The following is a 23374-nucleotide window of genomic DNA, read 5'->3' on the forward strand; positions in this document are numbered from 1 at the left end:
CGCGGAACATTGCGCCGCCGCCGTTTTCAGCCGGTCATTGACTCGATCCGCAAATTAGGTAGACTGGTCTACCTATCCAAGCGGATGAAACAGAGATGAGCGATACCACATCTTCCAGTTTGAGACCGGCGCGCGAGCGGCTTTTGCAGGCGGCGGCGGAACTGTTTTACGACGACGGAATTTCCGCCACCGGGATCGATGCCATCATCCAGCGCGCGGGCGTGGCCAAGCAGAGCCTCTACAACAACTTCACCTCCAAGGCGGAGCTGGTCGCCACCTATCTGGAGCACCGCCATGCCGAATGGCTCGGCCTATATGAAAAGCGGCTGGAGAAGGCAGAAACGCCGTTGGAGGGCATTCTGGCCGTGTTCGACGCCTATCGCGACCACGCGGAATTTGCCTATGAGCACGGCTTTCGCGGCTGCGGCCTCCTGAATGCGGCGGCGGAACTGCCAGCCGGAGATCCCGGACGGGAGGCGGTCAGAAAACACAAGGAACAGGTCGAGGGCCTGCTTGTGGAACATCTGAACGGCCTGATCCCCGACAACCCGGAACGGGTCAGCCAGTTGGCCGTGCAGCTTTCCTTCATACTGGAAGGAGCGATCATGCGCGCAGGGCTTGAGGGTAACAGCGCCCGCCTCGGCGAAGCCCGGGCAATGGTGGCGACAGTTTTGAAGTCTGAATAGATGCAATCATCGAGAGACTATTTTCTGGGCGTGGCCGGTATTCTCGTCGCGTCCACGGTCTGGGGCACGACCGGTACGGCGGCGACCTTCGCACCCGAAGTGAGCGCCGCCGCAATCGGCGCCGCCGCCATGGGCCTTGGCGGGCTGGCGCAGGCGGCAATCGCCGGGCGAGGCATTCTGGCCTCCCGGAAAACGCTTGCCGGGCAATGGCGCGGGCTGGTGCTGGGCGCGATCTGCGTCGCCATCTACCCGCTTGCCTTCTATGCTTCGATGCGGCTTGCGGGCGTGACCATCGGAACGGTTATTTCGCTTGGGTCAGCGCCGCTTCTTTCCGCCGCCGTCGAATACAGGCAAAGCGGCTTCCGCCCGACGCTGCGCTGGCTCACGGGCGCGGCCATCGGCATTATCGGCATGGTGCTGCTCAGCATATCGGAAGACAGCGGCACCCATGCCGCCACCGGAAACGACACGCTGATCGGTTCCCTGCTCGGCCTCGTGGCGGGACTTACCTATGCGCTTTATTCGTCATGCGCGCGGCAGATGATGCAGGGCGGCATTTCGTCGACCATCGCCATGGGTGCGATATTCGGCGTGGGCGGACTGTTGCTGATGCCCGTCCTGGCGGCGACCGGCGGACCGTTTCTCGCCTCGTGGAACAATGCTGCGGTCGGGCTTTACATGGCATTCGTGCCGATGTTCCTCGGCTATGTCTGCTTCGGCTATGGCCTGAGCCGCGTAGAGACGAGCGTCGCCACCACCCTGACGCTGTTCGAACCGGTGGTGGCTGCCTTCTTCGCCGCCGTTATCGTCGGCGAAAGGCTTTCGGCCCTCGGCTGGCTCGGCGTCGTTCTGGTGGTGGCCTGCCTCGTCTGCATCACCGTGCCCGCCCGCGCCGGAAAGCTTCGGACCGCGCCTTCAGCCCCGCTTTCGCCGTAGAGAGGGATGTTTCAAATTGAAACATTCCATCGCTCTAACTCTTTGTTTGAGCATGATCTTTTTCCAAAAACCGGTTCCCACTTTTTGGGATCATGCTCTGGACGAATCCGTGTAGGCTCGGTCCACAGAGCATTTCCAGCAAAAGTGCGAAGCGGTTTTGCGCGGGATAATGCGGCAAGACAACTGGAGCATTTCCAGCAAAAGTGTGTAACGGTTATGCGTTCGGAAATACGGCAAAGACAACTGCAAGGGAACGGATCATGGCAGCAGAAAAAGTAGCGATCGTCACGGCGGGCGGCAGCGGCATGGGCGCAGCCGCCGCGCGCCGTCTTGCACAGGACGGCTTCAGGGTTGCGGTTCTTTCCTCCTCCGGCAAGGGCGAGGCGCTGGCGAAAGAGCTGGGCGGCATTGGCGTCACCGGCTCGAACCAGTCGAATGACGACCTGAAGCGGCTCACGGAAACCGTTCTGGAACAATGGGGCCGCATCGACGTGCTGGTCAACAGCGCCGGTCACGGACCCCGCGCGCCGATCCTCGATATCACCGACGAGGACTGGCACAAGGGCATGGACACCTATTTCCTCAATGCGGTTCGCCCGACCCGTCTCGTCGTGCCCACGATGCAGAAGCAGAAATCCGGCGTCATCATCAACATCTCGACCGCCTGGGCCTTCGAGCCGAGCGCCATGTTTCCGACATCCGCCGTATTCCGGGCGGGGCTTGCCTCCTTCACCAAGATTTTCGCGGACGCCTATGCCGCCGACAATATCCGCATGAACAACGTGCTGCCCGGCTGGATCGACAGCCTGCCGAAGACGGAAGAACGCCGGGCAAGCGTTCCGATGCAGCGCTATGGCAAGAGCGAGGAAATCGCGGCGACCATTTCGTTCCTGGCTTCGGACGGCGCGGCCTATATCACCGGACAGAATCTTCGCGTGGATGGCGGTCTGACGCGCGCGGTGTGATGCATTTCGGGCAGGCCCGTTCCGCCCGTATTACCGGGCGGCGCCGCCGTGCCGCAGCGCGCGAATGGCTGAGACCGAAAGGGCGTTGAGCGCCGCCTGCATCGGCAGGGCGGAAGAAAACAGGAAGCCCTGCCCGCTGTTGCAGCCGAGGCGGCAGAGTGTTTTGCGGTCGTCCTCCGTCTCGATGCCTTCCGCCGTCACCTTGATGCCGAGGGCCTTACCCATTTCCACCATGGCGCGCACCATATGCTGGTCGCGGGGCGAGGCGGCGATACCGCGCACGAACACCTTGTCGATCTTGATCTTGGTGACGATACCCTTCTTCAGCGAAGCGAAAGTGGCAAAGCCGGTGCCGAAATCGTCGAGCGCGATGGCAAGCCCGGCGCTCGCCAGCGTGACGAGGCTGTCGTTCACGCCGCGCTGATCGAAGGGGGCGTCCTCCGTCACCTCGATTTCCAGCATCGAGGCCGGAAGCTTGCGCTTTTCGAGCTGCGAGAGGATTTCATGCGGGATGCGCCCGCCCGCCAGTTCCCGGGGCGAAAGGTTCATCGCGACAGTCAGGTCGCCGCGCCCGCTTTCCAACAGCCTGTCGATCATCTCGCAGCAATTGAAGAACACATTATGCGTAAGCTGCCGCACCACGCCGACCTGGCAGGCGACGTCGATGATTTCCGGCGGCGCGATGGCGCCGTGCTGCGGGTGATCCCAGCGCAGCAGCGCTTCGAAACCGACGATCTGGCCGGACGACAGTTCCACGACCGGCTGGAAAAAGGTCTGTATCTGCCCGGTTTCGATGGCGATGCGCAGATCCCGCTCTATGCTCCGCTTGCGCTCCCATTCGTGCTGCAAGTGCTTCTCGAAGAAAAAATACTCGTTGCGGCCCCGCTTCTTGGCGGCATAAAGCGCAAAATCCGCCCGCAGCAGCATGTCGACCGGGTCGATCCTATCCAGACGGCATATGCCGACGCAGGCACCGATTTCCACAGACAGGATGCCCTGATAATGAGCCGTCACGCTGCCGATGATGCGTGCGGCAACCAGCCCCGCCTCGATACCGGTCGTGGGTTCGGGATAGACCAGGACGAATTCGTCGCCGCCGATCCGCGCCAGGACGGAACGTTCCGGCGCAACCCGGCCGACACGCTGGGCGATGGCCACAAGAAGATCGTCGCCCATCTTGTGGCCATAGGTGTCGTTGACGGATTTGAACCCGTCGAGGTCGATCAGCATGACGATGAAGGGGCCCTCCTGCGCCGAGAACTGGCGGACGGAGCTTTCAAGCCCGCGCCGGTTGAAAAGTCCGGTCAGCGGGTCTTCCTGCGATTTGAGCGCCATCTCGTCGGCGCTCTGCTTGGCCTCGTGCTTGAGCCTGCTTGCTTCGGTGAAACGGTGCTGCCCCAGAAGCACGCCGCGCGTGATCCCGAACCAGAACAGAACGATGGAAAAGGCGAGCACGCCATATTGGAGGGTGGCTTGCCACATCAGGCAGGCCGCGGTCACGATCAGGGGCGGCGTGATGAAATTGATCCCGACCGCCGCATGGGACGAACTGAAAATGACCGCGCCGGCGCAGATACCGGCAAGAATGACCAGATAGACGGGAGATTCCACAACCGTGAAACCGTGGGAGAGGATCGCCACGCCTGCCCAGACCATGCCGGAGAGAAGCGCGAGCAGGCGAAACCGCGCAAGCTTGCGCTCGATCGCGGCGGCATTTTCGTCCGGCGCGCCCATGCTGCGGTAAAAGACGACCGCGTCGATGAAGCGTATCCCGTTGATGAGATTGACCAGCACGAACCAGACGATGGGAACGATAAATTGCTGATGGGTGATCTGGACCAGCAGGATGAGCACCGACAAGGTGCTGCTGATCGGCATGGAGAAACGCATCCCCTCGCAGATGTCCCGCAGCTGATCCGCCATGATCCGGTCGGCCAGATGGCCTTCCTGCCGGCTATAGGCGGCTTTGGCCAGTTGCAGCCAATATCTGATTTTCGACCCCATCTGTCAGTCACCGCGACCAGGCGCATTCAACATTTCCGATCGGGCGCGCCTCTCGTCTTCGAGAGAAATGACCCACGCGAAATGGCCCAAGCGAAATGGAATGCCTGTGAACATGCCCCATCGGGCAAGTGTACATATATGAACGCTAAATTTCTATTAGCTAATTATTTGAAACGATGCAATTCTCCCGAAAACTACTCGGTCAGCGGTTCTTCGGCGGTCAGCAGCAGCTTGTCGATACGGCGTCCGTCGAGATCGGCGATTTCGAACACCCAGCCGTTCTTGACGAAGGTTTCGCCCACGTCCGGCAGGTGCTTCAGCTCCTCGAGCGCCAGGCCCGCGACCGTATTGTACTCCGCATCCTCATCAAGGGGAAAACGCAGAAACTCGGAAAACTCGTCGATGGGCATCCAGCCGGAGACGATGTAGGTGCCGTCGGCGCGGCGCACGATGGCCTGTTCCTCGACACGATCCTCCTGCATGGCGCCGATGATCGCCTCGATCACGTCGCCTGCGGTGATCACGCCTTCGAAATGGCCGTATTCGTCATAGACCAGCACCATATGGCTCGGCGTGCGGCGAATGGCTTCGACCACGTCCAGCGCATCGGAGAAATCCGAGACGACGGGAACATCCCGGAGGATATCGCGGATATTGACGCTTCCCCTGGCGGAAAGCGCGCTGAAGAAATCGCGCACCTGCAGGACACCGATCACCTCGTCGGAATCCTCGCCACGCACCGGAAGCCGCGAACGGACGGTATCTTGCAACTGCGTGCGGATTTCCTCGAAACTGTCGTCGATATCGATCATTTCGACATCGAGACGGGGCGTCATCAGCCCCCGCGCCGTGCGGTCGGCAAGGCGCATGACCCCGGCGATCATGCGGGACTCTTCCGTCTCGATCACGCCCGCGCTATGCGCTTCGGCGAGAACGGACCTGATTTCCTCGTCGGTGACGCCATCGCTCGTCTTGCCCGACTGGCCAAGCAGCCTGAGCACAAGGCGGCCCGACATATCGAGAAGCCAGACGAGGGGCGCGGCGAGTTTCGACAAAAGCGCCATGGCCGGCGCAACGCGGCTTGCGACCGCTTCCGGCTCGCGCAGCGCGATCTGTTTCGGCACCAGTTCGCCGACGATCAGCGAAAGATAGGTGATCACCACCACGACAGAACCGACGCCCAGCGCATCGGCGACGGAAGACGACACGCCCTGGGCCACGAGCCAGCCCGTCAGGCGCGCACCGAGCGTCGCACCGGAAAAGGCACCCGACAGAATGCCCACCAGCGTGATGCCGATCTGGACGGTGGAAAGAAAACGGCCCGGATTTTCGGCCAGTTCGATGGCCATGCGGGCGCCCCGGCTCCCCTTGTCGGCCATCACCCTCAATCGCGCAGGACGGGAGGAAACCACTGCAAGTTCCGACATGGCAAGAACGCCGTTGAGAATTGTCAGCAGCGCGACCGTAATTATTTCAAAATACAAAATGTCCCCTCGGGATCAGATAGTCAGCACGCGATAATAGAAAGGAACCGCCTGACTTTCCAGAGGCGGCGGCAGAAATTACAATAATAGCTGCAAAGACCGGATATCTGGCCGTAGACAGGGTCGCGGCCCGCCGGTTCGATGGAACTGGCAGGCCGCAACCCTGAATCACTTGCCGATAAACGACTGCACGGCGGCAAGTTCCGTCTGCCGCAGTTCATGCCCGCCCGGATGCCAGACAAGCTCGACCCCGGCCTTCTGGCGCTCGAAATACCGTGCGAGCGCTTCCGTCAGGTCCGGCGGGCAGATGGGGTCCATGCGCCCGGCGGTCATGAGAATCCTCGCGCCGCCAAGCGCCGGATTGTCTTTCGGCAGAAACGGCACCAGCGGATGCAGGAGCACCGCCTTGTCGAAAATTTTCTCTTTTTCGATCAACAGATTGGCCATGATATTGGCACCGTTGGAATAACCGAGCCCGATCACTTCCGAGGGTTCGTGCTCGGCCACCAGCCCGGCGATGAAACCGGCCATCTTGTCGGTGGCGCGGGCAAGGTCGTCCATGTCGTAGACGCCCTCGCCGGTGCGGCGGAAGAAGCGGGCCGCGCCATATTCCGAAACATCGCCCCTCGGCGACACGATGGTCGCTTCCGGCAATAATTGTTCGGCCAGTCCGAAGAACTGGTTCTCGTCGCCGCCCGTACCGTGAAAGACGATGAAAAGCGGAGCGCCCTTCGCACCGGCCTTCCGCCGGTGCGTATAGGTCTGGTTGGTCATGGTTTTTCTCCCCTTCCTGCCGGGTCAAATCCTGTCGAGATGCTCTTCAAGATAATTGCGCAGATGCTGGTGCTGCGTCGGCAGCTTCAGCGCCTCGCCGAGATGAGCCGTATCTTCGTCGCGGTCGAAACCCGGCTCGCTGGTGGCCACCTCGAACAGCACGCCGCCCGGCGTGCGGAAATAGATCGCCCAGAAGTAATCGCGGTCGATGGGTGGCGTTACGTTATATCCTGTATCGACCAGCGCCTTGCGCACTTCGAGCTGCTTTTCGCGGCTATCGACGGCGAAAGCCACGTGATGCACCGAGCCTGCCCCCTGCTGGTTGCGGGCGACGCCGGGCAGGGTTTCGAGATCGATGACGCCAGCGCCGTTGCCTTCCGGCATGACGAGACGGGTGATGCCGTCCTTCGAGTCGAGCGTCTGATAGCCCATATATTTCAGGAGTTCCGAGGTCGCGCCCTCGTCGCGCAGCCGCATCGATACCGAGTGGAAACCGCGAATGGCATGGTCCGGGTCGATCCCTTCATGCACCCATGGCGCACGCGGATCGTCCTTCACTTCCACCAATGCAAAGCCGTCGCCGTCCGGCCCACGAAAATGGATACGCTTTTCACCAAACGCCTCGTCTTCGGATTCCACCTTGACGGCGGATTGCGCAAAGCGGTCCTTCCAGAAGCCGAGCGAGCCCTGCGGCACGGCAAAAACGGTGGTCCCCACCTCGCCCGTGCCTTCGCGTCCGCGCGGTATGCCGGGGAACGGAAAATAGGTCATCACGGTGCCGGGCGCGCCGGTTTCGTCGCCGTAATAGAGGTGATAGACACTCGGATCGTCGAAATTGACGGTCTTCTTGACGCGGCGCAGCCCAAGCACATCTGTGAAGAACCGGTTGTTCGAGCGCGCATCGGCGGCAAGCGACGTAACGTGATGGAGGCCCTTGATCTGGTTAAGCATGGCGTTCTCTCCTGTTGTGTTACCGCCAATATAACCCGCCCCATCTATATTGAAATATTGACAATCATGGACAGATTGTATCTATTTTAGATACAGCAACACCGAAGACAATTTCCATCTGGACGCCCCCCCCATTCAAAGTTTAGCTACATCCATCAACGATTATGGAAAGGGTTCCCATGGCGTCCGGCTTGTTCGCGCTTCTCGATGATGTCGCAGCGATCGCGAAAATGGCAGCAGCCTCGCTCGACGATGTTGCGGGGCAGACGACAAAAGCAAGCGCCAAGGCGGCAGGCATCGTCATCGACGATACGGCCGTGACGCCCAAATATGTCGTCGGCCTGAAACCCGAACGCGAATTGCCGGTGATCTGGAAAATCACCAAGGGGTCGCTGCGCAACAAGCTGGTGTTTCTTCTGCCCGCAGCGCTCCTTCTGGGTTATTTCGCCCCGGCCCTCATCATGCCGATCCTGATGATCGGCGGCATCTATCTCGCCTTCGAAGGCACGGAAAAGCTGGTGGAGTTCTTCATCCCGCACGAGGAAGAGGAACATGAGGAGGTCAAGGGCGCGACACCCGGAGAAGTCGAGGAAGCCACCGTCAATGGCGCCATTCGCACCGACTTCATCCTTTCGGCGGAAATCATGGCCCTGACGCTCGCCGGGCTTGCGCCATCGAGTATCTATATGCAGGCCGTCGTCCTCGCCAGCGTCGGCATATTGATCACCTTCGCCGTCTACGGCGTGGTCGGGATTATCGTGAAGCTCGACGATATCGGCCTGTCGCTGGTGCGTAACAGCCATAACAGGTTCGGCAGGAACCTCGGCAAGGGGCTGGTCGCGGGGATGCCCATCGTGCTGAAGATCCTCAGCACCGTCGGCACGATCGCCATGCTGTGGGTCGGCGGCAGCATCATCGTGCACGGGCTGGCTTCGATCGGCATTCACGGCGTCGAAGCCTTCATCCACTCCGCCGTCTCGCATCTGCCAACCGAAGGCACCCGTTTCGCCGCCGTCTTCGAATGGATCGCGACCTCGTTCCTTCAGGCCGTGCTCGCCGTGCTGATCGGCCTCGTTGTGGTGCTCGCCGTCAAGGCGGGCAAGTCGTTCAGGACGAAGATTCAGGCCAGATAGCGCCTGAACCATTCTATCGTGCGGTCCCATGCGAGCTTTGCCGCCGCCTCGTCGTAGCGCGGCGTCGAATCGTTATGGAAACCATGGTTGACGCCCGGATAGACATAAGCCTCGTAGGTCTTTCCGTTCTTTTTCAGGGCCTCTTCATAGGCCGGCCAGCCTGCGTTGACGTTCTTGTCCAGCTCCGCATAGTGCAGCAGGAGCGGCGCCTTGATGCGCGACACCTCGTCGGCTGGCGCCTGCCTGCCATAGAAGGGAACGGCGGCCGCGAGCTCGGGGAATGCGACCGCCACCGCATTGGCAACGCCCCCGCCATAGCAGAAACCCGTAATGCCCACCTTTCCGTTCGTCAGGTCGCTTTTCATCATGAAATCGACGGCAGCGAAGAAATCGTTCATCAGCTTGGTCGGGTCGACCTGCTGCTGCAATTCGCGGCCCTTTTCGTCATTGCCCGGATAGCCGCCGACCGAGGTCAGCCCGTCGGGCGCAAGCGCGATGAAACCCGCTTTCGCAACGCGGCGGGCAACATCTTCGATATAGGGATTGAGGCCGCGATTTTCGTGCACGACGACCACCGCCGGCAGCTTGCCCTGCATCTTGGCCGGACGCACGAGATAGGCGCGGACCTCGCCGTTTCCTTCCGGCGACGGGTAGGTGATATATTCGGGCAGGATGTCGGGATCGGTGAATTCGACCTGTTGCGCCATCGCATAATCGGGGCTGAGCGATGCCAGTATCGCCGTCGCCGTCACCGTGCCCACCGCGAATTTTGCGGCCCGATCCAGAAATTCGCGCTTGGTTATCCGGCCATGCGCATAAAAATCGTAAAGTTCGAGAAGTTCTTGCGGGAAATCTTTTGCTGTCAGACGTGTCATGGTCAGTTTCTCCTCAACAGACCTCAGCTTAGGACATTTTCCCCAAAGTGCGAAGACACCCGGCTACGCGCAAAACTCCAGAACCGTGCCGCTTGCATCCTGCGGCAGCACGGCAATGCCCGCCGCGGTCTTCACATAAGAAACGCCGTTGGCGTCGAGCGTCGCCCGCGCCCTGTCCAGCGAGCCGACACGGATACGCAAGACCGCAAAGGCCTGCGCGGGCGTCCCGCCAAAATCCGCATCCGGGTAGAGTTCGGCGGCCTTCTCCCGGTCGAGAACCACGATATCGGCGGAGTTCGGGCCGGTCGAGACCGTCCAGCCGCCATTCCGCGCGCTGGCCCTGCCCTCGGCGAAAAGGCGTGCAAAACCCAGTGCCGTCGCCTCCGGCTCGGCGGAAATGGCAATGATGGCCGAAAGTCCCTTCGCGCTGTTGGCGTGCTCGATCAGTTCCGGCAGCCAGACCGTTTCACGCGTCTTGTGCTGGCACATGAACACCATGCCCTGCGGCACCTCGCTGCTGGAAAAGGGCACGGTTTCAAAGGCCGCCACGCCCTCGCCGCCGCCCGGAAGCTGCACGGGCCGCTGGAAAGCGCCCACCTCGCCGGTCGCAAACCCCAGCGCCGCCAGTTCCGTTTTCGCCTCGCGCGCATTGTCGATGCGGCAGGCGATTGCGTGCAGCCCTTCGCCCTGTGCGCCGAGTTTCTCACGCTGGTGCAGATTGCCCGGCGTCTCGGCCACGATGCCCAGAAGTTCGAAATAATCTTCCGGGAACATGATCGTGTAATTGCCCGTGCCCTTTTCCTTGCTGTGCAGCCCGCGCGGGCTCAGCGTGAAACCGAGGCGGCGATATTGCGCGGCGCTTTTCTCCAGGTCGCCAACGAGAAGAAAAACATGGTCGACGCCTTTGACCGGATGGGACATGCGAAATTCCTTTTCTGTTTCTTCGCCGGGCCAATCGACAGCCGGAGCGCGGTTTGCGCCATGCCGCCGCCTCCTTGGTCGCAGGAAAGGCCGCTCACGCCAAACCTATCGAAAAAATCGACATTTATTAAAGCGGAACCACAGGGAAAATTTTCCAATTTTTGGCATTATATTAGTTTATCTTGACAATATCGTCACGCATTCTAGCATATCGATGCTTGTATGGAATAAAGACCTTCTGAAGCGGCTTTTCGAGCAATTTCAGGGGCTTGAACAATATTGGGACCTGCGGGAAAAAGAGGCTTGAAAGCCCTCCCTCAACGTCCTTCAGGGGAACAGAGAATGCATATCAGAATAGCTGGCCTTGGCCTGGTTCTCGCGGCGATTTCGCTCGCGACGGCACCTTCACAGGCCGAAGAAGTAAAGCGCGGCGGCACGGTCATCGTCCATATGAACGCCGAACAGGGTATCCTAAACCCTGCGCTGCGCGCCTCCACCGGCGTCTATGCGATCACCGGCCGCATCATGGAACCGCTGATCGACCGCACCTATGAGGGATATGTGCCGGTTCTGGCGACGAGCTGGTCGTCATCGCAGGACGGCAAGACGATCACCTTCAAGCTGCGCGAGAATGTGCGCTGGCACGACGGACAGCCCTTCAGCTGCGACGATGTTTCGTTCAGCGCGATGAACCTCTGGAAGACGCAGCTCAACTATTCGACGACGCTTCAGGCAAATCTGGAAGCCGTGGACTGTCCCGATCCGCAAACCGCCGTCTTCCGCTATTCCAAGCCGATGCCGCTCGACCTTCTGGTCGCGGCCATGCCCGATCTCGGCCACCCGGTGCCGAAGCATCTTTATGAAGGCACCGATGTCCTCAAGAACAAGTACAATTCCGCGCCGGTCGGTACGGGGCCGTTCAAGTTCGTGGAATATGAGCGCGGGCAGCATATCATTGCCGAGCGCAACGACGATTACTGGCGCGGCAAGGAATATCCTTATCTCGACCGCGTGATCTGGCGCTTCATGCCGGACAAGGCGGCGGCCGCCGCCGCACTCGAAGCGGGCGAAATGATGGAAACCGCCTTCAACGGCATTTCCATGTCGGACACCGAGCGCCTCCAGAAGGACGGACGCTTCGACACCGGCACCAAGGGCTTCGAAAACAACGTCGCTCACTCGACCGTCGAGTTCAACCTGCGCAATCCGATCCTCGCCAATCTGAAGGTCCGTCAGGCGATCTACCATGCGCTCGACATCGACTTCGCGATCAAGACGATCATGCGCGGCTATGCCAAGCCGGGCCGTGGCCCGATCCCGAGCACCGGCGGCGCCAACTATACGGATCAGGTCCAGACCTACCCGTATGATGTTGAAAAGGCGAAGAAACTGCTCGACGAAGCCGGTTATCCGGCCAAGGAAGACGGCATCCGCTTCAAGCTGCGCCATCGTCCGGCGCCATGGGGCGAATATACCCAGCTCTGGGCCGAATATTTCGCGCAGGCCATGAAGGAAGTCGGCATCGACGTCGAAATCCTTACCAACGACGCGCCGGGCTTCCTCAACGGCGTCTATCGCGACCACGATTTCGATACGGCCAATGGCTGGCACCAGTTCCGCTCCGATCCGGCGGTTTCCACCACGGTGTGGCTGCGTTCCGGCGCTCCGGTCGGCACCGCCTGGTCCAACCAGTTCGGCTACAAGTCGGACGAGATGGACAGCCTGATTGACAAGGCCGCTTCCGAGCTTGATCCAGCCAAACGCGCCGATCTCTATCACCAGATCCAGCAGCTTGAGATGAAGGACCTGCCGGTCATCTTCGCCATCGAACATCCGTTCGTCGGCGTGACCAACAAGGCGCTGAAGAACCACCACAACACGCCGCGCTGGGATTCCTCCAGCTGGTACGATCTCTGGATCGACCAATAAGCGAAAAGCGGCCGCTGCCGCTCATGCGGCAGCGGCTCCCATCTATCCGAAATACCTGAAATTGCTGATGAATATCTCGCAGGATAATCCCTAATGCCCCTGCCCCCGCTCCTGACCTTTGCGCTGCGGCGCATCCTGCAGGCGATCCCCGTCATTCTGCTGATCATGATCGGCTCGTTCCTGCTCATCAAGCTCGCGCCCGGCGATACGGTCGATGCGCTTGTCGGAGACATGGGCGGCGCCGACCCGAAATTCGTCGCCAACCTGCGCGCGGAATACGGCCTCGACCAGCCGGTCTGGGTGCAGCTTTGGATCTATATGACCAAGCTCGCCCGGTTCGATTTCGGCTGGTCCTATGTTTACGAACAGCCGGTTCTGGACGTGCTGAAAGCGCGTCTCGTGCCGACGCTCCTGCTGATGGTGTCCTCGCTGTCGGCGGCATTCATCGTCGGCATCGCGCTTGGCGCCTTCGCGGCGCGCCGCGCCTATTCGCTGACCGACAATGCCATTTCCACGCTTGGCCTCGTCTTCTACGCCATGCCAAGCTTCTTCCTCAGCCTCATCCTGATGTTCGTCTTCTCGGTCAAGCTCGGCTGGCTGCCGGTGGGCGGCTACAAGACGCTCGGCGGCTTCTATACCGGCTGGAAATATGTCTGGGATATCGCCGTCCATCTGGTCATGCCGACGGCGGCGCTGTCGCTGATCTATCTCGCCTTCTACATGCGCCTGATGCGCACCAGCGTGCTGGAAGTCGAAGACCTCGATTATGTGCGCACGGCGCGCGCCAAGGGCGCAAGCGGCGCGCGGCTGATGTTCCACCACATCATGCGCAACGCCTTCCTGCCCGTCGTCACGCTGCTCGGCCTGCAATTCTCCACCGTGCTCGGCGGTTCCGTCGTCATCGAGACGATCTTCTCCCTGCCCGGCCTCGGCCAGCTTGCCTATACATCCGTCATCAAGCGCGACCTCAACACGCTGATGGGCATCATTTTCCTGTGTTCGGTGCTGGTGGTGATCGTCAACCTGATCACCGATCTCATCTATGCCCGGCTTGATTCCAGGATCGAACTGTCATGACTTCCCAGGATTTCTCCCTTTCCCGCCCGCAGGCCTCGCGCACGAAAATCCTGTGGCAGCGCTTCAGCCGCAACCGCGCCGCGGTGCTGGGTCTCGTCCTGTTCGCCGCCGTGGTGCTGGTCGCGCTTCTCGCGGACGTCATCACCCCCGGCGACCCCTTACGCCGCGCCGGCGACCCGCTGGTCTGGCCTTTCATCAATGCGGCAACGCCGCTCGGCACCGACCAGCTTGGCCGCGACATTCTCGCCGGTATTTTCCATGGCGCGCGTATTTCCCTGATGATCGGCGTGGTCGCCACGCTGATCTCGATCTTCATCGGCATCATCATCGGCGCGCTTGCCGGCTATTATGGCGGCTGGGTGGATGATATTTTGATGCGCGTCACCGAAGCCTTCCAGACCGTGCCGAGCTTCGTGCTCCTGCTGACGCTGGTGGCGATCTTCGGCTCGTCGATCGAAAACATCATCGTCTGCATCGGCATCGTGTCATGGACCGCGCCCGCCCGCATGGTGCGCGCCGAATTTCTGGCGTTGCGCAAGCGCGAATTCGTCGATGCGGCGCGCAATCTGGGCGTCGGCAATCTCTCGATCATCTTCCGTGAAATCCTGCCGAACGCCCTGCCGCCGGTGATCGTCTTCGCCTCCGTGGTGATGGCGACCGCGATCCTGATGGAAAGCGCGCTCGCCTTTCTCGGCCTTGGCGACCCCAATTATGCAAGCTGGGGCAACATGATCGGCCAGGGCCGCGCCGTGCTGCGCACCGACTGGTTCTGCTCGGTCATTCCCGGCATCGCCATCCTGCTGACCGTGCTTTCCTTCAGCCTGCTCGGTGAGGGACTGAACGATGCGCTTAATCCAAGGCAGAAGAAATAGGTCCTGACCCTGATGACCGCCGCTCCCATTCTCGAAATCCAGAACCTGCAAATCGCCCTGCCCGAAGGCGCGGACCGTCCTTATGCCTTGCAGGACCTGTCGCTGACCATCAATCCGGGCGAGATCGTCTGCCTCGTCGGCGAAAGCGGTTCCGGCAAATCGCTTTCGGCGGGCGCGATCATGCGCCTTCTGCCCGAACCGCATGTGCGTGTGACCAAGGGCACGGTCAGGCTGGAAGGCGCCGATCTTTATGCGCTCGGTGAAGACGACATGAAGAAGCTGCGCGGCGACCGCATCGGCATGATCTTTCAGGAGCCGATGACCGCGCTCAACCCGCAAAAGACGGTCGGCTGGCAGATCGACGAGGTGCTGCGCCTGCACACGAAACTTGGCCGAAGGGAGCGCCGCGCCACCGTGCTGGACATGCTGGCCGAGGTGAAAATCCCGGACCCGGAATCGGCCTATAATGCCTATCCGCACCAGATTTCCGGCGGGCAGCGCCAGCGCGTCATGATCGCCATGGCGCTGATCCTGAAACCGCGCCTCGTCATCGCCGACGAGCCGACCACCGCGCTCGACGTCACCACGCAGGCGCAAATCCTGAAGCTGATCCGCGACCTGCAACGCGAGCACGATACGGGCATCCTGTTCATCACGCACGATTTCGGCGTGGTGGCGGAAATCGCCGACCGCGTGGCCGTCTTGCGGCTCGGTCAACTGGTCGAGGAAGGCCCGGCCAGCGACGTGCTGAACCGTCCGCAGCACGCCTATACGAAAGCGCTGATTGCATCGGTTCCGGCGCTGGCCCCGCCCGCATCGAAACCGTCGGCTGACGCGCAGCCGGTCATTCTCAAGGCGGAAGCGCTGAACAAGACCTTCAGGGCGCGCGGCGGTCTTTTGAGCGGCAGGCGCAGCGCCGTGCCTGCCGTGAAGGACCTTTCCTTCGAACTGCGTCGGGGCGAAACGCTTGGCGTCGTCGGCGAGAGCGGATCGGGCAAGACCACCGTGTCGCGCATCGTGACCCGTCTGCTGGAAGCCGACAGCGGCAAGGTGGATGTCGATGGCCGGGATTTTCTCAGCGCCAGCCCGCGTGAAGTGCGCGCCATGCGCAAGGACATACAGATGGTCTTCCAGGACCCGATGGCCTCGCTCAATCCGCGCCGCCGCGTCGTGGACCTGATCGCGCAAGGCCCGATCGTGCATGGCGTGCCAAAGGATGAGGCCCATGCGAAGGCACGCGAATTGCTGGAGCTTGTCGAACTTTCGCCTGCCGCCGCCGACCGTTTCCCGCACGAATTTTCCGGCGGGCAGCGCCAGCGCATCGGCATCGCCCGCGCGCTTGCGCTGGAGCCGCGCATCATCGTCGCCGACGAGCCGGTCTCGGCGCTCGACGTTTCGGTGCAGGCGCAGGTTCTGCGGCTACTGGCCGACCTGCGCGAAAGGCTGAACCTGTCGCTGCTTTTCGTCACCCACGACCTGCGCGTCGCGGCCCAGCTTTGCGACCGCATCATCGTCATGTCGAAGGGCGAAATCGCCGAAGCGGGCGCGACTGCCGACGTCTTCGCCAATCCGCGCCACGACTATACGCAGCGCCTGCTGGCCTCCATCCCCGGCAAGGACTGGACCCCACCTCATTTCGAAACCGCGTGATCCATGCAGAACGTAACCTTTCCGCCATCCATCTGGGCCGCGACCGCGCCCGAACGCGTACCGGCCCCGCCCCTCACCGGGGACGCGGAAGCCGATGTCGCCATCGTCGGCGGTGGCTTTACCGGCCTTTCCGCCGCCCTTCATCTGGCAAAGCGCGGCAAGCGCGTCATCCTGCTGGAAGGCAATGCCGTCGGCTGGGGCGCCTCCGGGCGCAATAACGGTCAGGTCATCCCGACCATGACCGCCGCCGAGCCGGACGCCATCGCCAGACGCTACGGCGCGGCAGGCGAGCGCTTCGCCCGGCTTATCGGCAACAGCGCCGACATATTGTTTTCCATCGTGCGCGAGGAAAATATCGCCGCCGAGGCCGAACAGACCGGCTGGTTCCAGCCCGCCCATTCGCCGGGACGGGTGAAACTTTCGCAGTCGCGCGTCGAAGCGTGGAAACGCTTCGGCTTTCCGGCGGAATTTCTCGACCGCACGGCAACGTCGAAGCTCCTCGGCAGCGACTTCTGGTATGGCGGCATGTTCAACCCGACCGGCGGTCATATCAATCCGCTGGCGCTTGCCCGCGGGCTTGCCGCCGCCGCCGAGCGCCATGGCGCGATCATTCACGAGCAAAGCCCGGTCACATCCTACGCTCACAATGGCGATCACTGGGAAGTGCGCACCGACAACGCCACGGTGCGCGCCAAGGGTTTTCTGCTCGCAACCAATGCCTATACCGGCGAATTGCGCGAAGGGCTTGCGCCGCGCCTTGCCCGCACCATCGTGCCGGTGCTCTCGTGGCAGATGGCGACCGCGCCCGTCAGCGACAATCTGCGCGCAACCATTCTGCCGGGACGGCAGGCGGTCTCCGACACACGCGGCGACCTGCGTTTCTTCCGCTACGATGCCCGCAACCGGCTGATCACCGGCGGCGTGGTGATGGGCGATTTCAACCTGGCCGAACGCGTCAAACGCAAGACGGCGCGCAACATGGCCGAAGCTTTCCCGGCCCTTGGGCAACCGGAAATCACCCATGTGTGGAGCGGCTATATCGGCATGACATGGGATCGCTTCCCGCGCGTGCACCAGCTTGGCCCCAATGGCTGGGCGTGGATCGGCTGCAACGGGCGCGGCGTTGCGCTCGGCACGTCTTTGGGGCGGGAGTTCGCTCGCGCCCTCGGCGGCGAGCCGGTGCAGGAACTTGCCCTGCCGGTCTCGCAACCCGCGCCACTGCCTTTTCATAAAGTCGCGCGGAAGATTGCCCCTTTCTATCTCGCCTGGCTTCGGCGCAAGGATCTCTCGGAACCCAATCTTTAATCCGGGCTGGTTGCAGTTAAAATAAAAAACCGCTCTATCTATTTGTTTTCACGCATTATCCTACGCAAAACCGTTTAACACTTTTGCTGGAAATGCTTAATTCATGTGAAAGGTCAGGTCCATGAATCAATTGCCAATTCTGGAACGCCGCCGCATCGAGGCGCTGGTTCTGAAAAATGTCTATGACGTGTTGCGCGAACGCTCCGGCGAGGAGGAAGCGCAGGCCGTGATCGGCGAAGCCGTCAGCCGCTCGGCCATCGAGCAGGGCAAGAGTTTTGCCGGGGAGCTGGGCCGGACGCCGACGATACAGGATTTCGCCGACATCCAGCCGCTCTGGACCAAGGAAAACGCGCTGGAGATCGATGTGATCTCGCAGGGCGAGGATCATTTCGATTTCAACGTGACGCGCTGCCGTTACTCGGAAATGTACCGCGAGATGGGTCTTGGCCATATCGGCCACCTGCTGTCGTGCAATCGCGACGGCGATTTCTGCATCGGCTACAACCCCGATATGAAGCTGGAGCGCACGCAGACCATCATGAAGGGCGCAAGCCACTGCGATTTCCGCTACCGCCTCGAACCGAACGACAAGAAAGACGAGGAAGCCTGACATGCCGGTTGAAAACTGGACTTCGAACCAGATCGAGGAACTGGTCGCCTTCCGCCGCGACCTGCACCAGAACCCCGAACTGCTCTACGATGTGAACCGGACGGCGGAAAAGGTTGCCGAAGCGCTGCGCGCCGCCGGTGTCGACGAGGTGGTGACGGGCATCGGGCGCACCGGCGTCGTCGGCGTCATTCGCGGCCAGACCAACCGTTCAGGCCGCTCGATTGCCCTGCGCGCCGACATGGACGCCCTGCCGATCCTTGAGGAAACCGGCGCCGAATGGTCGTCGAAAGTTCCGGGCAAGATGCACGCCTGCGGTCATGATGGCCACACCACCATGCTTCTGGGCGCTGCCCGCGAACTGGCGCAAAGCCGCGCCTTCGACGGCACGGTCATCGTGATCTTCCAGCCCGCCGAAGAGGGCGGCGCGGGCGCAAAAGCCATGATCGACGATGGGCTGTTCAAGCGCTGGCCGGTCGATGAAGTCTATGGAATGCACAACCGCCCGAACCTCGCCGTCGGGCACTTCACCATCAATTCCGGCCCCATCATGGGATCGGTCGATGTGCTGGACATTACCGTCGAGGGTATCGGCGGACATGCCGCCTCGCCGCACCATACCGTCGATCCCATTCCGGTGACGGCGGCGCTCATTCAGGCGATCCAGACGCTGACTGCCCGCACCATCGACCCGCTCGATTCCGCCGTGATCTCGATCACGACCATTCAGGGCGGCGATGCGTTCAACGTCATTCCGCAGAAAATCCGCCTGACCGGCACGGTGCGCACGCTGCGCGAGGAAGTGCGCGACCACATCGAGGAACGGCTGGGCCGCGCCGTGCAGGGCATTGCCGATGCCTTCGGCGCAAAGGCCACGCTCGATTATCAGCGCAGCTACCCCGTGACGGTCAATCACGAGCGGGAGAGCGAGTTGGCCGCGATTGCCGCCGAGGCCGTCGCAGGCGCGGAGCGCGTCACGCGCGACATGCCCGCAACGCTTGGCGGTGAGGATTTCGCCTTCATGCTGAACGAAGTGCCGGGGGCGATGATCAATATCGGCAATGGTCCAAGCGCCAATCTCCACCACCCGAAATACGACTTTAACGACGATGTGATCGCCTGGGGCTGCTCCTACTGGACGACGCTCGTCCGCCATCGCCTGCCAGTCAGTAACTGAATAGCCGGTTGTGGCCGGTAATGACGGGCGGTCCAATGGGCCGCCCGTTTCCGTATTTGCATATAAAGCGAAGTTATTAATCCATAAACCTCTGGTTTATCCAAGATAACCATAATATAAGGCGCTCCCAACAAACCATCGCGGCTTTTCCCGATGGGACGAACAACGCATCCCGGACAATGTGAGACGGCTTTCGACCTGGACACATGGTTCGGCAAAAAGTTGGAACGGGAAATCCATGAATATCGAGTCTGCCCTGAGCGACAGCGCCAATATTTTCGACCTTGCGCCCATCTCCCTCTGGCTGGAAGACTATAGCGGCCTGCGTCGGCAGTTCGAGGAATGGCGCGCGCTGGGCATTACCGATCTCAAGGCGTTTCTCCAGGAAGACACCTCCCGCCTGCGCATCTGCACCAGCCATATCCGGGTTTTGAAGGTCAACCGCAAGACGCTCTCGCTTTTCGAGGCGGACAGTCTCGACCATCTCGTGACCAATCTCGAACGCGTGTTCCGCGACGACATGCTGGAGCCGCATATCGACGAGATGGTGCAGTTGTGGAATGGCGACAACGCCTTCGTCAGCGACACGGTGAATTATTCGCTGGCCGGAAAGCGGCTCGATATCCAGCTAAAGGGCGTGGTGCTCCCCGGCTATGAAGACACATGGGAGCGCGTCCTGCTTTCCATCGAGGACGTGACCGCGCGCGAAAATGCCCGCCGCGAGCAGGACCGCCACAAGCGCCACGCACAGGGCCTTTTCGAACACTCGCCGGTTTCGCTCTGGGTCGAGGATTTCAGCCGCATCAGGCAGCTCATGGACGACGTGCGCAATCGCGGCATCGTGGATTTCCGTGTGTTCACCGACGTCCACCCGGAATTCGTCCGCCAGTGCATGAGTGAAATCCGGGTGTTGGAAATCAACAACGAAACGCTTTCGCTCTTCCTCGCGCCCGACAAGAAGACACTGCTGCAAAACCTGCCGAAAATCTTCAAGGACGAGATGGAGGCGTCGTTCCGCGAGCAGTTGATCGACCTGTGGAACGGCGTTCTGTTCCAGCGCCGCGAAGTAGTCAATTATGCGCTGGACGGCACCGAGCGCCACGTTCTGCTGCAATTGTCGGTCCTGCCGGGACATGAACAGGACTGGGCGCTGGTACAGGTGGCGCTGACCGACATCACCGCGCGCAAGAAGGCCGAAGCCTATCTGGAATATCTGGGCAAGCACGATGTGCTGACCAAGCTTCACAACCGCGCTTTCTACGTGGACGAACTCAATCGTCTGGAGCGCAAGGGCCATACGCCGGTTTCGGTCATCATCATCGACCTGAACGGCCTCAAGGCGGCAAACGACCATTGGGGCCATGCTTCCGGCGACGGCCTGCTGCGCCGCATCGGCGAAGTGCTGAACGAAGCGGTCAAGCAGCCGGGCCATGCCGCCCGCATCGGCGGCGACGAATTTGCCGTGGTCCTGCCCTATGTCGACGAACGGGGCGCGGAAGCGACCGTGGAGGAGATCCGCAGGCTGGTCGATATCAACAACCAGTATTATTCGCAGTTGAAGCTCAACCTTTCCATCGGCACGGCCACCAGCCTGCCGGGCGAAAAGCTCGAAACCGTCGCCAAGCGCGCCGATCTGCTCATGTATGAAGACAAGCGCCAGCAGCGGACCGTCACAGGCTTGTAGGCCGCGGAGCGGCTCTATTCATCGAACGCGATGACCGACTTGCCGCGTGTGAGATCGGTCACGAGCCGCGCGACATCCTCCTGCACGGCAATGGGCATGACGCCCGCTATCTCGACGCCGGTTCCGGTGAAGTTTTCTTGCGCGATGGCGAGGTTTTCAACCGCGTTGAGACGCGCTTTCAGAAGAGCATGATCGGAAAAATCGCAGGCCAGCGCAAAGCCGATCATCGGAATGATTTCGGTCTTTTCCGCCAGTCGCAGGCAAGTGGCAGCCGTGCCGCCATAGGCGCGCATCAAGCCACCGGCGCCCAGGAGAATGCCGCCGAACCACCGCGTCACCAGCACCACGACATTATCGACTTTCTGGCCGTCAATGGCGGCCAGCATCGGTTTGCCCGCCGTTCCGGCAGGTTCACCGGCATCGTTGAAACGATAATTCTGCCCCATGCGCCAGGCCCAGCAATTATGGGTCGCCGTCGGATCGGAATGGCGCTGTAGAAAATCCTTTGCCGCCTGTTCGCTTGTGACCGGCGCAGCGATAGCCAGAAACCGGCTTTTCTTGATTTCCTGGCTGTAGGTTTCGATGCGACTGATGGTGAACATGGCAATCCTGAAAACAATGTTCTGGCGGACTAGCATTTTCCGTTGCGGATGACGACCCCTTGAGGTCTTTCCCGGCATTGCGTGCAGCCAGTGTTGGGTATAAGTCATTCTGAAATAATCCCTTATTGTTGGGTTTGCCTGCCAGAAGAAAGGTCCGCCAATGTTCGATTTGATCGTGAGAAACGCCAATCTTCCCGACGGTCGCGAAAAACAGGACATTCTGGTCAAGGACGGCAAGATTGCCGACATTATCCCATCGAAGGGCGAACATCAGGCAGCGCAGGAAATCAACGCGTCCAACCGCCTCGTCACGCCACCTTTCGTCGATCCGCATTTTCATATGGATGCGACCCTGTCGCTCGGCCTGCCGCGCCTCAACCGTTCCGGCACGCTTCTGGAAGGCATCGCGCTTTGGGGCGAGTTAAAGCCGATGCTCACGGTCGAAGCCATGGTCGAGCGGGCGCTGCGCTATTGCGATCTGGCCGTCAGCCAAGGCCTGCTCGCCATTCGCAGCCATGTCGATGTCAGCGACCCGCGCTTGCTTACCGCCGAAGCGATGATCGAAGTGCGCGAACGCGTAAAGCCTTATATCGACCTGCAACTCGTCGCCTTTCCGCAGGACGGCTATTATCGCTCGGCCGGCGCCGTCGATCTCGTCAACCGTTCGCTCGACATGGGCCTCGATATCGTCGGCGGCATTCCGCATTTCGAACGCACCATGACTGACGGCGCTGCCTCGCTGGAAGCGCTCTGCCGCATCGCCGCCGAACGCGGCCTGCCGGTCGATATTCATTGTGACGAAACCGACGATCCGATGTCGCGCCATGTGGAAACGCTGGCGGCGCAAACCATCCGCTTTGGTCTTCAGGGCCGCGTCTCCGGCTCGCATCTCACCTCCATGCATTCCATGGACAATTATTACGTTTCCAAACTCATTCCGCTGATTGCGGAAGCGAAGATGAACGCTATTCCCAACCCGCTCATCAACATCACGCTTCAGGGCCGCGCCGACAGCTATCCGAAGCGTCGCGGCATGACCCGCGTGCCGGAACTGATGGCGGCGGGCATCAATGTCGCCTTCGGCCATGATTGCGTGATGGATCCATGGTATTCAATGGGTTCCGGCGACATGCTGGAAGTGGGCCATATGGCGATCCACGTCGCGCAGATGACCTCCATCGAAGGCAAACGCCAAGTCTTCGACGCGCTGACCGTCAACTCGGCCAAGGCGCTGGGGCTGGAAGGCTATGGTCTGGCCAAGGGCTGCAATGCCGATTTCGTCGTGTTGCAGGCGCGCGATCCGCTGGAAGCGCTGCGCCTGAAGGCCAATCGTCTGGCCGTCGTCAAGCGCGGCAAGATCATCGCCGAAACCCCGCAGCGCGTCAGCCAGCTCAATCTCGAAGGCCGTCCGTCTTCGGTTGACGGCGCTGATTACGCGCCCACAGCATCGGCCTGAGCACCGGAACGCGGAAAGTTGCCATTTGCAGCCGCTCATGACGACTTTTGGAACAGGCCCTCAGGCTATCTTCATTATTTTGTATTGCTCGACAGATTGTCTCTGTCGTGGTGGCGCTCCCGTGTAGAACACGGCCACGGTGCTTCCGTCCATTCCACGGAAAATAATGCACCTTTGGGTCCGAACCAACACTAGAGCGGTTCAGCCTTTGACAGAATCGAAGGGGATTCCGTCGAGGCCTGTTTTGTGATTCAAGATGCTGGCTGGAGTGGAGGCCAGCATCAGA

At 61.1% G+C, this 23374-nt stretch carries 20 protein-coding genes; 13 read left to right on the top strand and 7 right to left on the bottom strand.

Features of this window, described 5'->3' with window-relative positions:
- Positions 1 to 95: 95 nt before the first annotated feature.
- The 3 genes from FHS76_RS13445 (at position 96) to FHS76_RS13455 (ending at position 2587) form a co-directional block, all read left to right on the top strand.
- Complete coding sequence (locus FHS76_RS13445; protein ID WP_183653402.1) at positions 96 to 686, top strand: TetR/AcrR family transcriptional regulator; 591 nt, start codon at positions 96 to 98, stop codon at positions 684 to 686.
- A complete protein-coding gene (locus FHS76_RS13450) occupies positions 687 to 1622 on the top strand; it encodes a DMT family transporter (protein ID WP_183653405.1) in 936 nt (311 codons plus the stop codon).
- Positions 1623 to 1882: 260 nt separating this feature from the next.
- Positions 1883 to 2587 carry an SDR family oxidoreductase gene (locus FHS76_RS13455; RefSeq protein WP_183653407.1) on the top strand — a complete coding sequence of 235 codons (705 nt, stop codon included), beginning with the start codon at positions 1883 to 1885 and terminating at the stop codon, positions 2585 to 2587.
- Positions 2588 to 2617: 30 nt separating this feature from the next.
- Here FHS76_RS13455 and FHS76_RS13460 read toward each other — a convergent pair whose 3' ends face one another.
- From FHS76_RS13460 to FHS76_RS13475, 4 genes are all read right to left on the bottom strand, one after another.
- Positions 2618 to 4591, bottom strand: coding sequence for a putative bifunctional diguanylate cyclase/phosphodiesterase (locus FHS76_RS13460; protein WP_183653410.1), 1974 nt, complete (start codon positions 4589 to 4591; stop codon positions 2618 to 2620).
- Between the two features lie 194 nt (positions 4592 to 4785).
- Positions 4786 to 6075, bottom strand: coding sequence for a hemolysin family protein (locus tag FHS76_RS13465; RefSeq protein ID WP_183653414.1), 1290 nt, complete (start codon positions 6073 to 6075; stop codon positions 4786 to 4788).
- A gap of 168 nt (positions 6076 to 6243) precedes the next feature.
- A complete protein-coding gene (locus FHS76_RS13470; RefSeq protein ID WP_183653416.1) occupies positions 6244 to 6849 on the bottom strand; it encodes an alpha/beta hydrolase in 606 nt (201 codons plus the stop codon).
- A 24-nt stretch (positions 6850 to 6873) separates the two neighbouring features.
- The gene (locus FHS76_RS13475) at positions 6874 to 7800 is read right to left on the bottom strand and encodes a VOC family protein (protein WP_183653419.1); all 927 of its coding nucleotides are present in this window, start codon (positions 7798 to 7800) and stop codon (positions 6874 to 6876) included.
- 179 nt (positions 7801 to 7979) lie between these two features.
- On the opposite strand from FHS76_RS13475, the gene FHS76_RS13480 reads away from it, so the two are divergent.
- On the top strand, positions 7980 to 8933 hold the full coding sequence (locus FHS76_RS13480; RefSeq protein WP_183653422.1) for a DUF808 domain-containing protein: 954 nt from the start codon (positions 7980 to 7982) through the stop codon (positions 8931 to 8933).
- Here the strand turns inward: FHS76_RS13480 and yghX are convergent.
- A complete protein-coding gene (gene yghX / locus FHS76_RS13485) occupies positions 8921 to 9808 on the bottom strand; it encodes a YghX family hydrolase (RefSeq protein ID WP_183653425.1) in 888 nt (295 codons plus the stop codon). The two genes, FHS76_RS13480 and yghX, sit on opposite strands and share 13 nt — an antisense overlap.
- A gap of 63 nt (positions 9809 to 9871) precedes the next feature.
- On the bottom strand, positions 9872 to 10729 hold the full coding sequence (locus tag FHS76_RS13490) for a VOC family protein (protein WP_183653428.1): 858 nt from the start codon (positions 10727 to 10729) through the stop codon (positions 9872 to 9874).
- A gap of 342 nt (positions 10730 to 11071) precedes the next feature.
- Here FHS76_RS13490 and FHS76_RS13495 point away from each other — a divergent pair, with 342 nt between their 5' ends.
- From FHS76_RS13495 to FHS76_RS13530, 8 genes are all read left to right on the top strand, one after another.
- Positions 11072 to 12658, top strand: a complete 1587-nt coding sequence (locus FHS76_RS13495) for an ABC transporter substrate-binding protein (protein WP_183653431.1) — start codon at positions 11072 to 11074, stop codon at positions 12656 to 12658.
- A 93-nt stretch (positions 12659 to 12751) separates the two neighbouring features.
- On the top strand, positions 12752 to 13735 hold the full coding sequence (locus FHS76_RS13500) for an ABC transporter permease (protein WP_183653434.1): 984 nt from the start codon (positions 12752 to 12754) through the stop codon (positions 13733 to 13735).
- On the top strand, positions 13732 to 14607 hold the full coding sequence (locus FHS76_RS13505) for an ABC transporter permease (RefSeq protein WP_183653436.1): 876 nt from the start codon (positions 13732 to 13734) through the stop codon (positions 14605 to 14607). The genes FHS76_RS13500 and FHS76_RS13505 overlap by 4 nt, the downstream gene beginning before the upstream one ends.
- A gap of 12 nt (positions 14608 to 14619) precedes the next feature.
- Positions 14620 to 16257: an ABC transporter ATP-binding protein gene (locus FHS76_RS13510; protein WP_183653439.1), complete on the top strand. Its 1638-nt coding sequence runs from the start codon at positions 14620 to 14622 to the stop codon at positions 16255 to 16257.
- 3 nt (positions 16258 to 16260) lie between these two features.
- Positions 16261 to 17562 (top strand): NAD(P)/FAD-dependent oxidoreductase, encoded by a 1302-nt coding sequence (locus tag FHS76_RS13515; RefSeq protein ID WP_183653442.1) that lies wholly within the window; start codon positions 16261 to 16263, stop codon positions 17560 to 17562.
- A 121-nt stretch (positions 17563 to 17683) separates the two neighbouring features.
- Complete coding sequence (locus tag FHS76_RS13520) at positions 17684 to 18172, top strand: L-2-amino-thiazoline-4-carboxylic acid hydrolase (RefSeq protein WP_183653445.1); 489 nt, start codon at positions 17684 to 17686, stop codon at positions 18170 to 18172.
- 1 nt (position 18173) lies between these two features.
- Positions 18174 to 19346 carry a M20 aminoacylase family protein gene (locus FHS76_RS13525; protein WP_183653448.1) on the top strand — a complete coding sequence of 391 codons (1173 nt, stop codon included), beginning with the start codon at positions 18174 to 18176 and terminating at the stop codon, positions 19344 to 19346.
- A gap of 238 nt (positions 19347 to 19584) precedes the next feature.
- Positions 19585 to 21030: a sensor domain-containing diguanylate cyclase gene (locus FHS76_RS13530; RefSeq protein WP_183653451.1), complete on the top strand. Its 1446-nt coding sequence runs from the start codon at positions 19585 to 19587 to the stop codon at positions 21028 to 21030.
- 14 nt (positions 21031 to 21044) lie between these two features.
- On the opposite strand, the gene FHS76_RS13535 is transcribed toward FHS76_RS13530, so the two are convergent.
- The gene (locus tag FHS76_RS13535) at positions 21045 to 21632 is read right to left on the bottom strand and encodes an IMPACT family protein (RefSeq protein WP_183653454.1); all 588 of its coding nucleotides are present in this window, start codon (positions 21630 to 21632) and stop codon (positions 21045 to 21047) included.
- Positions 21633 to 21792: 160 nt separating this feature from the next.
- Between FHS76_RS13535 and FHS76_RS13540 the strand changes: the two genes are divergently transcribed.
- The gene (locus FHS76_RS13540) at positions 21793 to 23088 is read left to right on the top strand and encodes an amidohydrolase family protein (protein WP_183653457.1); all 1296 of its coding nucleotides are present in this window, start codon (positions 21793 to 21795) and stop codon (positions 23086 to 23088) included.
- The last annotated feature ends 286 nt before the right edge of the window (positions 23089 to 23374 follow it).

Origin of the sequence: Brucella daejeonensis, from assembly GCF_014199265.1 — a bacterium.
GTDB classification, from domain to species: Bacteria; Pseudomonadota; Alphaproteobacteria; order Rhizobiales; family Rhizobiaceae; genus Brucella; species Brucella daejeonensis.